Source organism: Nostoc sp. CALU 546, assembly GCF_048836525.1.
This window is the reverse complement of the sequence record NZ_JAWJTF010000113.1, coordinates 21,158-31,056: the sequence shown is the minus strand read 5'-3', so window position 1 is coordinate 31,056 and position 9,899 is coordinate 21,158. Positions and strand designations below refer to the sequence as shown.

Annotated in this window: 9 protein-coding genes; all 9 read right to left on the bottom strand. The window is 45.7% G+C overall.

The annotated features are described in order from the left end of the window. Nucleotides 1-162: 162 nt before the first annotated feature. Nucleotides 163-1,350: an ABC transporter permease DevC gene (gene devC / locus RRG12_RS35620; protein WP_420762475.1), complete on the bottom strand. Its 1,188-nt coding sequence runs from the start codon at nt 1,348-1,350 to the stop codon at nt 163-165. A gap of 152 nt (nt 1,351-1,502) precedes the next feature. Then, a complete protein-coding gene (locus RRG12_RS35615) occupies nt 1,503-2,699 on the bottom strand; it encodes an ABC exporter membrane fusion protein (protein ID WP_420762474.1) in 1,197 nt (398 codons plus the stop codon). Between the two features lie 135 nt (nt 2,700-2,834). Then, nucleotides 2,835-3,872 (bottom strand): oxygen-dependent coproporphyrinogen oxidase, encoded by a 1,038-nt coding sequence (gene hemF, locus RRG12_RS35610; protein ID WP_420762473.1) that lies wholly within the window; start codon nt 3,870-3,872, stop codon nt 2,835-2,837. Nucleotides 3,873-3,955: 83 nt separating this feature from the next. Beyond that, nucleotides 3,956-4,228 carry a hypothetical protein gene (locus RRG12_RS35605; protein WP_420762472.1) on the bottom strand — a complete coding sequence of 91 codons (273 nt, stop codon included), beginning with the start codon at nt 4,226-4,228 and terminating at the stop codon, nt 3,956-3,958. A 9-nt stretch (nt 4,229-4,237) separates the two neighbouring features. Continuing rightward, nucleotides 4,238-5,149, bottom strand: coding sequence for an alpha/beta fold hydrolase (locus tag RRG12_RS35600; RefSeq protein ID WP_420762471.1), 912 nt, complete (start codon nt 5,147-5,149; stop codon nt 4,238-4,240). A gap of 48 nt (nt 5,150-5,197) precedes the next feature. Continuing rightward, nucleotides 5,198-6,190: a porphobilinogen synthase gene (hemB, locus tag RRG12_RS35595; protein WP_420762470.1), complete on the bottom strand. Its 993-nt coding sequence runs from the start codon at nt 6,188-6,190 to the stop codon at nt 5,198-5,200. A 225-nt stretch (nt 6,191-6,415) separates the two neighbouring features. Further along, nucleotides 6,416-7,402: a hydroxymethylbilane synthase gene (gene hemC, locus RRG12_RS35590; RefSeq protein ID WP_420762469.1), complete on the bottom strand. Its 987-nt coding sequence runs from the start codon at nt 7,400-7,402 to the stop codon at nt 6,416-6,418. 5 nt (nt 7,403-7,407) lie between these two features. After that, nucleotides 7,408-8,460 carry a uroporphyrinogen decarboxylase gene (hemE, locus tag RRG12_RS35585; protein WP_420762468.1) on the bottom strand — a complete coding sequence of 351 codons (1,053 nt, stop codon included), beginning with the start codon at nt 8,458-8,460 and terminating at the stop codon, nt 7,408-7,410. Nucleotides 8,461-8,794: 334 nt separating this feature from the next. Beyond that, the gene (locus tag RRG12_RS35580; protein ID WP_420762467.1) at nt 8,795-9,889 is read right to left on the bottom strand and encodes a Rieske 2Fe-2S domain-containing protein; all 1,095 of its coding nucleotides are present in this window, start codon (nt 9,887-9,889) and stop codon (nt 8,795-8,797) included. Between the last annotated feature and the right edge of the window lie 10 nt (nt 9,890-9,899).

Below are 9,899 nucleotides of genomic sequence, written 5' to 3'. Positions count from 1 at the left end.
GAGGAAAGTCTTATCAAGCTAGGTTTTTAGGACTTGTGTGTACACCGTAGCCTTTATAAGGGGGGATTAAGGGGGGTAATAATTCCGTTAAAGTCACAGCTAACTACTTTTAAAATATCCTCTAAACTTCAACTCAAAATTCATCACTCGATTGCTCAAAACTTAGAAGATATCAGCCGGATCGGCTGCTCGTAACTTTTGCATAGCGATCGCTCCGGCTCCAAGACACATGACGAAAGTCAAAACTAACACAGTTACCGCACGAGCTAGTTTCATCGTAGTCGGTAAAAACGTCACAGACTGAAAAAAGATGTAAAATCCACTCGATAGCAAAAAACCTGGAAAAAAGCCCAAAACCGCTAAAGTAAAAGCTTCTTGAACAATAACTCCAATCAGATATCTATCGCTGTAACCCATTGCTTTTAACGTTGCGTATTCGGGCAAATGATCGGAGACATCGGTATAGAGAATTTGATAAACGATAACTGCTCCGACTAGAAAACCAATTGCAACACCGAGGTTAAAAGTCGGGCCAATAGAGGAACCTGTAGACCAATATGTACTTTCACGGGCAGTGAATTCAGCCAGGTTTAGTACTAGTAAATCATCCGGTAGCTTGGCTCGTAAATCAGCCTGAATCTGCTCGATCGAGGCATTTGGTTCTACGTCAACAATACCCAGATCGATTTCGTTTGATCGGCGTTGGGGAAAGAGCCGTAAAAAGGTAGAATCGCTGACGATCAGATTGCCGTCAGCAGAAAAAGAAGAACCGAGCTTAAATAATCCAACTATTTGAATTTTATAATCGTTAGCTTGAACAGAAAGCGGATTCTGTTTTTTCAGCAAACTAGGAACGTCCCCAAGTTGAGGAACCAATCCGGCTCTGTCAAACAACGCTCGATTCAATAACTTCAGTTTATTCAATTGTCCATCGAGTTCTGGTAAGTCAAATGCTGGCTGATTCGGATCAATTCCGTAGACAAAAATTTGACGGCTAGCTCGATTTTCAGGATTTCGCCACGATGCTTGACTCACATATAGCGTTGCCAGGGATTCTACACCGTTAACACCTGCTATTTTATAGAGCTTATTTCTGGAAAAACTTTTGATAGATTGCAAGTTATCAGACAGTTTATTGACTAAAAATAAATCTCCTTTAAGCGTGGTATAGGGGGTAACTTGCGAATCGAAGAGTGCATCCCTAACTCCCAGTTGAAAAAACATCAGAAAATCAGCAAAAGCAATTCCTGCTATAGCAACTAACAAACGAGTCTTTTGACGGCTCATTTGCCGCCAAGCAAGTGGGGTTTTGCGGAATAATTTACCGAATATAAATGTTTTGATAGTCAAGTCGCTTCGCTCCAATTAAAAATTATAAATTCAAAATTCAAAATTAAAGAGTAGAGAGTGGGGGCTTGAACCTGCCACGCGATTCAAAATTTAAGAAACAAATCTTAATTTTCCCTATTGCCTATTGCCTATTGCCTATTCCCAGTCCCCTCTTAATTGTTATTCGGCTGAATAGCAACCTGTACTTGCAAGTTAGTTAAGTTCGCAACTCGTTTGCTAGCTTGGGGATCGAGTGCAATTCTTACTTCAATGACTTTGCGATCGAGATTTTCTCCAGGTTCGCCGCTAGTTACTTCTTGTTGAATCACCTGTAGTCCAATGAGCCGAACTGTTCCGCGCAACTCTGGGGAAAAAGACTCACTCGAAATTGTTACCTGTTGACCTTCACGAACTTTGCTAATATCAGTTTGATATATCTCTGCGATCGCTTCCATCGAGCTAGTTTGTCCGAGTTCGGCAATGCCTTTCTCACCAACAACTTCTCCGGGTTTGGCCTTAATATCGAGAATGCGACCTGCTATGGGGGCGCGAATATAAACTTCAGCGAGATCGGCTTCAGCTTTTTTGACTGCGGCGATCGCTTTATTGACCTCGGCATCAGCTGCTTGCACATCTACCGGACGTACCTCAGCAATCTCATCTAAGGTTGCTTTAGCTTGCTTGATCTGCTGCCGTAGAGTATCTACACTCTTATTTTGGTTAGCTCTCGCTTCAGTAAGCTGTGCTTGCGTTGTTTCCAGAGCAAGTTGTTTTCGATCTACTTCCACCGCAGAAATCGCTCCGTTTTGGTAAAGCGAGGAATAGCGATTGTACTCACTATTGGCAGTTTTGACTTCGGCTTGCCAGCGAGAGATAGTGGCATCTCTAGTAGCTATTTCGCCCTTTAACTCTTGTTCAAGCCGAGCGATTTCAGCTTTTTGGGCGGCAATCTCTCCAGATTTTGCGCCAGCTTGTACCTTGGCTAACTGTGCCTGGGATACTTTGACTTGTGCTTGTGCTTCTAGTAGAGCATTTTGCAAACGATCGCGCGAATCCATAATGGCGATCGCTTGACCTGCTTTAACGCCACTGCCACGCTGTACAAGCAATTTGGCGACGCGATCGTTGCTTAACGTAGCAGGGACGGATACTTTGATGACTTCCGTTGCTGGTTCTATCCGTCCTAAAGCGGTAATTTCCTCAATCTTTGGTCTGGTTTGCACAACTTCAATGGGTTTGCTGGTTGGTTTTGATTGAGAATTTGATTGAGAAATACCGTAAAAAGCGATAATTCCTGTAAGGGCGGTGCCACCGACAACGACAGCCAGCGTCCATTGCTTTGAAGGTTTCGAGAGCAATTGTAAATTCATGTCAATCCTTCAAATTTCAGTGAGGACTTTAGTAAAATCGTCCTTGGTCATTAGTCATTTGTCCTTTGTAAATACGAATGACAAATGACAAATGACAAATGACAAATGACAAGTCTTATGTTTTGACGGCAAAAGTTAAACCAGAAGCGATGTCAGGCTTGCCCAATCTTGAGGCTTTAAGAATACTTGGTATAACTCGGCTTCTGGGGTGTTTGGTTCGGGTTGATAGCCATACTCCCAACGCACTAATGGAGGTAAAGACATCAAAATTGACTCGGTGCGCCCGTTAGTTTGCAGACCGAAAATCGTGCCGCGATCGTAAACTAAATTGAATTCAACGTAGCGTCCGCGCCGATATAATTGAAAATTACGTTCGCGATCGCTATACTCCATTGACTGCCGCCGCTTAACAATTGGCGCGTAAGCAGGTAGAAAAGCCTTACCACAATCCTGCACGAATGCAAATAATTCTTCCCAATTGCGGGATGCTGGTATGCCAACGCGATCGCTGGTGATTGCTGCTGCGCCTTTGGGATCGGGGCCTCGATAAAGCTGACCTTGACCGTCCTGATAGTCAAAAAAGATTCCGCCAATGCCCCGCATTTCTTGACGATGTTTGAGATAAAAATACTCGTCGCACCAAGGTTTAAAAACTGGATAATATTCGGGATCGTGCGCGTCACAAGCCTGCTTTAATGTGTAATGAAAATGGGCTGCATCTTCAGCAAACGGATAGTAAGGCGTTAGATCGATGCCGCCGCCAAACCACCAAACCGGGCCAGCTTCAAAGTAGCGGTAGTTGAGATGAACAGTTGGCACGTAAGGATTGCGCGGATGCAATACCATTGAAGTTCCGGTGGCATAAAACTGATGTCCCTCCGCTTCAGGACGTTGTGCCAAGATTGAAGGCGGTAGGTGAGAACCCCAGACTTCAGAGAAATTAACTCCACCTTGCTCGAATACTGCGCCGTCGCGGATGACGCGGGATCTGCCGCCGCCCCCTTCAGGTCGTTCCCATGCATCTTCCTGAAACGTGCCTCCGCCATCTAGCTGTTGCAAACCCTGACAGATTTCGTCTTGCAACTGTCGCATCAATTGACTGACTCTAGTCTTAGCATCAACTGGGGGTAGAGATTTGGATAGAGTTGCTTGAGGAGTTAAAGTAGTCTTCATGAGATCAACCTATTTTTCCTAATAACGAACATTTGAAGAAATTCGATAAATTTTGAAAGTTTGTAGGTGTATACACAAGTCTTTTAGAGTTGTTCCGTAACGTAGGGAAGGTTAATTTTTGCAGGTCGATGCATTAAAGGTGCAGGTCGATGCATCAAAGGTGCAGGTCGATGCATCAAAGGTGCGGGTCGATGCATCAAAGGTGCGGGTCGATGCATCAAAGGTGCAGGTCGATGCATCAAAGGTGCAGGTCGATGCATCAAAGGTGCGGGTCGATGCATCAAAGGTGCGGGTCGATGCATTAAAGATAGGGCTTTAAGAACTCTTAGTATTCTTGGCAAACTGAGAAGCGCCATATCAAAAATTTACTGCTTCAACACAGGCAAATACTTCCGAATTAATCCGATAATTACTTCCGGCACTTCCAGTTCTGGATTCAACCCTACATCTTCTAGTTCTATAAATGCTTGGATTGCTTGTGGATTTAGATTCGCAAGGCGACGCCCTACTTCTGGCCCTGTAAACTTCGCTTGGCTTCCCCAAATAAAGATGGTAGGTGTTGTCAATCTTGGAATGTATTCTGATAGATCGAAGGATGAGCTACCTTGTAAAAATGATAGGGCAGCATACTCGGCATTTGGCTGCTGCGCCGATTGCACAAAAGCTTCTACAATTTCGGGAGAAAGACGATTGGGTTGAGCAAACACTCGCTCAAAGAAGTCACGAATGCCAAAGTTGCTGACTTGGCCTGCGTAAAGAACGCGATCGAGAATAGGAACACTGGCAATTTGAGCGAAAAAGCTATTGCTGTAGTATTGCCTAAAGTCTTTAATGCCTGACGGAAGCGTAAGAATGAGTGATTTAAACAGGTCGGGACGTTTGACTGCGGCTCGGATTGCAAAAGCTCCAGTTAGGGAAGAAGCAATGATTGTTACAGGGGTTTGGCACGTCTTCTCGATGAACTCAATTAGCATTGCGATGTAGTCGCCTGGAAGATAATTTTGTTCGGGATGATCCGATCGCCCCCAGCCAATTAAGTCGGGTGCTAACACTCTATACTCTGCTGCAAATGCTGGATACACCTTCGACCACCCGTAAGCAGATGCTCCACCTCCAATACCGTGGAAGAATATTAAAGTTTCGCGATCGCGCAGTGTGTCCGATGGCGTATCGCCCATTCCATCGGTTGCCCAAAGTTCACCTTGGTTAGTGTAATAGGCCATTTTTCCCAAGCTGATTAAAACGGAGCGTTGAACAAAACCGAGTGGAATGAACATGATAAATTCCTCCTCTACATCGACAACATCAAATCAAAACTAGAAAGTTTAATTGCCAAGTTTCGCTAACCAACGAGCAGCATCTTTGGCGTGATAAGTCAAAATCAAGTCAGCGCCAGCCCGTTTAAAACCAGTCAATGTTTCTATTACTACCCGTTCTTCGTCAATCCAACCGTTGAGGGCAGCGGCTTTAACCATCGAGTATTCGCCAGAAACGTTGTAAGCAGCAACGGGTAAGTTGCTTGCTTCCTTGACGCGCCAGATAATATCCATGTAGGCCAAGGCTGGCTTGACCATTAACATATCTGCACCTTCGGTAATGTCGAGTTCGATTTCTCTTAAGGCTTCACGACCGTTACCGGAGTCCATTTGGTAGGTTCTGCGATCGCCAAATTGCGGTGTTGAGTCGGCGGCATCGCGGAAAGGCCCATAATAAGCCGAGGCATACTTAGCGGCGTAAGATAATATCGGCGTATCTTGGTAGCCTGCTTCATCTAAACCCGAACGAATAGCTTGCACGAAACCATCCATCATTCCAGATGGCGCGATGATATCTGCACCCGCTTTGACTTGTGAAACTGCCGTTTTTTTAAGCAATTCCAGCGTTGGGTCGTTGACAACTCGACCCGTCAAATCTCCTACTTCTAAATAGCCGCAGTGACCGTGACTAGTGTATTCGCACAAGCAAGTATCGACGATCACGATTAAGTCGGGTACGGCTTCTTTAACGGCAGTAGCAGCTTTTTGAACGATCCCGCAATCGTGCCAAGCGCCCGTTGCATCTGAATCCTTATCTTCAGGAATGCCAAATAAAATAATGGCTGGAATGCCGAGGTCGTAGACTTCCTTCGCTTCTTCCACTATTTTGTCTACAGAAAGTTGGTAAACTCCAGGCATGGATTTGACTTCGTTAGCGATCGCCTCACCCGGTACGGCAAAAAGAGGATAGATTAAATCGCTGGTTGTCAGAACGTTTTCGCGCACCATCCGCCGCAATTGGGGATGGCTTCTCAGCCGGCGCGGGCGATGAATTGGAAACATAGTATTAAGATGAACGATGAAAGGGTAAAGGGTAAAGGGTAAGGGGTAAAGGGTAAAGGGTAAAGGGTAAGGGGTAAAGGGTAAAGCGGCGAGCGAAAAAATCCTTTCCCTTTAATCGTATTTTTCTGTCTCTCCTCTGCCCCCCTGCCCCTCTGCTCCCCTGCTCCTCTGCTCCCCTGCCCCCCTGCCTACACACCGACAGGATATTTTTTGAGTTGCAACTCCCTAACTACGCTGGACTGTCTGAAAAATTTCAGCCAAAATCTCTGTAGCTCCCTGTTGCCGCAATTTATGAGCTAATTGAATACCTAAATTTTCTGCCTCGCTAACAGTGCCCGTAACAGAATCTTTGACTAGACGTTTGCCATCGACGCTGGCGACTAATCCTGTTAATGTCAGTGTATTTCCGTCCAGGTGCGTATCAACACCGATTGGTACTTGGCAACCACCTTCTAATTCTCGCAAGAAGGCACGTTCGGCTAAAACGCGATCGCGGGTAGGGATGTGTTCGATTGCTTTGAGTAATGACAGCACTTGCAAATCGTCAGCACGGCATTCAATCCCTAACGCTCCCTGTCCGACGGCATAAAGAGAAAGTTCGGTTGGCAGAATTTGATGAATGCGATCGCTCATCCCCAATCGCTGCAACCCTGCGGCTGCCAAAATCAGCACATCGTACTCTCCAGCATCCAGCTTTGCCAAGCGCGTATTTAAGTTGCCGCGCACATCCTTAAAAGTAAAGTGGGGGAAGTGATAACGCAATTGGGCAAGGCGGCGCAAGGAAGAAGTGCCGATGACTGTGCCTTCTGGCAGCGTATCTATTTGCTTATCTTTGTACTTTTCATGCACAACTAAAGCATCTGCTGGGTTTTCCCGTTCTGTTACGGCTGCTAAGGCTAACCCCTCTGGCAAGCAGGTTGGCAGATCCTTGAGAGAGTGAACCGCAAAGTCAATCTCCTGATTGAGCATTCCCAATTCAAGTTCTTTGGTGAATAGTCCCTTATCGCCAATCTTGGCTAATGCCACATCCAAGATGTTGTCGCCTTGGGTGGACATGGTGTGGACTTCAAAGGAAATATCGGGAAAATGCTTTTGGAGTTGTTCTCGAACCCAATAAGTTTGCACGAGTGCGAGTTGGCTTTTACGAGAACCGATGCGGATGGTGCGAACGGGGCTGGAAATGTTAGATGAAGCGGGTTGCACTGAAGTCATAGCTTTTAGTTGAGATTGTTTGACGCGTAGTTGAGCTGCTTGACTGTCTCGAAAAAGAAAGCAACATTCTCTTCTGGAGTGTTCGGTAAAATCCCGTGACCGAGATTAAGGATGTGCTTCTGATTCCCCGCTTTGCGGATTGTGTCCAGAATGCGATTGCGGATTAGCTCTTTAGTACCGAACAACACGCACGGATCGATATTTCCTTGGACTCCAATATTTGCGCCGAGTCGCTGCCGCGCTACTGCCATATCTACAGTCCAGTCTACGCTAATGATATCGACACCCGATTGTGCCATTAACTCTAGGATTCCAGCACTGTTGTTGATATACAAAATCAGAGGCGTGTCCGGGTGCGTTGCTTTCACCTGTTGCACAACTCGTTGCAGGTAAGGTAGAGAAAACGTTTGGAAATCTTCAGGGCTGAGTTGTCCTGCCCAAGAGTCAAACAGTTGCACAATTTGGGCACCGGCATCAATTTGGTAGCGGGCGTAAACTGCGATCGCATCTGCCAGTTTCCCTAAAAGTTGATGCAGCATCGCAGGTTGGCAGAAAGCCATTCTTTTGATAATGGCGTAGTCTTTCGAGCTTTTACCTTCAATTGCATAGGCAGCTAGCGTCCAAGGAGCGCCAACAAAGCCCAAGACGGTAGCTTGACCATTAACTTCTTGGCGTAGCGTCTTCAGGATTTGCTGCACGAAGGGTAAAGAAGCTTCGGGATCGAGGTCAGTCAGCGCTTCAATTTGGGCTGGCGTGCGGATTGGCTGCTCGAATATTGGCCCTTTACTTTCGATAATGTCAAAGGAGATACCCATACCAGGCAACGGCGTAAGGATATCTGAGAACATAATCACCCCATCGGGTTGGAAGGCACGGAAAGGTTGCAGCGAGATTTCCACGGCTAAATCGGGGTTCTCGGAGCGATCGCGGAACGAAGGATATTTCTGACGCAAGTCTCGATAAACTTTCATGTAGCGACCTGCTTGGCGCATCACCCATACCGGAGGGCGATCAAGTACCTCACCTCGCGCCGCTTGCAGTAACGTATAATTCCCCATACATTTCTCCCTGGATTTAATAATTGTCATTTCAAGAATTTGGGATTTGCAACAATCCAACCTTGTGGGGTGGGTATCTTGCCATTGGTGTCAACTTAACGTGAAATCCTTGTCAAAACGCGCTTCCCATCACGATCTGCGTTACCCCACCCTAACCCTCCCCTTATAAAGGGGAGGGAACTGGATTTTCTTGTTTCCCCCCTTTATAAGGGGGGACTAAGGGGGGTAAAACACCTGTGGAATAAGCGTTTGAGCTTAAGTTGACACCAGTGGCATCTTGCCCGCCCTAGTTATGCGAACTCTAAATTTAGTTCTTCAATAAGACAAAAGCTGTTCATGAGCGATCGCCCACTATGGCTGAAACAAACCATTCTGTTTTCTCAGAAGAAGGTGGCATTAAATTTTCGTTCGAGTTATCTGATTGGTTCTGATAAGGTTTCATACCCCATCCCATAGCCAAACATTTTTGCCGAAGTTTGCGATAAGCAAGAGATAAGTTATCGCAAGGAACGTGAACTTCGTCTGACAACTTATCTGGAACTGCCATAGGATATTCGGACTCAACCACTCCTTTATCTTCCATGACAACTTTGTAAGCTGCTCGTTGAAAGATACCATCAGCCCAAGGGAAAGTTAGAAAACTGCGGAACTGAATTCGCTTGGTAATAGTGGTGCGATCGTCAACAGGAACATGGACAGTAAAATTAACCAGCTTGCCACGACCGAAGTCAACCACTAACCGAGTAATATTAGGCATATAAAAGCCTAAAGTCACCTTCACATTGGCTTTCAATGGGCGAAACACAAAGGCGAAAAGGTCTTTTGCTTTGGTGTAATCTCTGACATCAACTTTGGCGTGACCTTCCCACTCCCCTACATTCAGCTCGTAATCTTCCATTTTTTGCTCTAATGCAAACCCATTCCCGAAGGACTTGGAATGAATAATAGATACGTGAGACATATCCATATCATTCTCTAGCGTGCGGGTGTAGTGAGCATTCAGTTCGTATTCAAAGAAAATTTTCTGTAGGCTTGGGTCTTCAAATTCTGGCAAGGGTGGGATTGGCGGACGTTCTTCTTCTGGTAAGTCTCCATAAAATAGCCAGATAAAACCGTATTTTTCCTGGATTGGATAGCTATCTACACGAGCATTCTTGGGAATAGGAATTCCGGGTTGATTAGCAGGAATTTTAATACATTTCCCATCTGCTTGAAACTTCCAGGCATGATAGGGGCAATGGATACAATCATCTTTTACCCAACCGAGAGATAAGGCAGCACCACGATGGGGACACTGATCTTGGAGAGCTATCAGTTGTCCTTTAGCGTTACGGTAAAAGACTAATTTCTGATTTAATATCCGCACTTGCTTGGGCTTTGTAGTAACGGCGGCGCTAAACTCACAAGCGTACCAGAAGTTTTTTAACATACTTCCTTCC

Bases quoted from the DNA above. Each gene is read 5' to 3' on its own strand.
- RRG12_RS35615 (WP_420762474.1), bottom strand. From the start codon at position 2,699: ATGAATTTACAATTGCTCTCGAAACCTTCAAAGCAATGGACGCTGGCT.
- hemF (WP_420762473.1), bottom strand. From the start codon at position 3,872: ATGAAGACTACTTTAACTCCTCAAGCAACTCTATCCAAATCTCTACCC.
- RRG12_RS35605 (WP_420762472.1), bottom strand. From the start codon at position 4,228: ATGGCGCTTCTCAGTTTGCCAAGAATACTAAGAGTTCTTAAAGCCCTA.
- RRG12_RS35600 (WP_420762471.1), bottom strand. From the start codon at position 5,149: ATGTTCATTCCACTCGGTTTTGTTCAACGCTCCGTTTTAATCAGCTTG.
- hemB (WP_420762470.1), bottom strand. From the start codon at position 6,190: ATGTTTCCAATTCATCGCCCGCGCCGGCTGAGAAGCCATCCCCAATTG.
- hemC (WP_420762469.1), bottom strand. From the start codon at position 7,402: ATGACTTCAGTGCAACCCGCTTCATCTAACATTTCCAGCCCCGTTCGC.
- hemE (WP_420762468.1), bottom strand. From the start codon at position 8,460: ATGGGGAATTATACGTTACTGCAAGCGGCGCGAGGTGAGGTACTTGAT.
- RRG12_RS35580 (WP_420762467.1), bottom strand. From the start codon at position 9,889: ATGTTAAAAAACTTCTGGTACGCTTGTGAGTTTAGCGCCGCCGTTACT.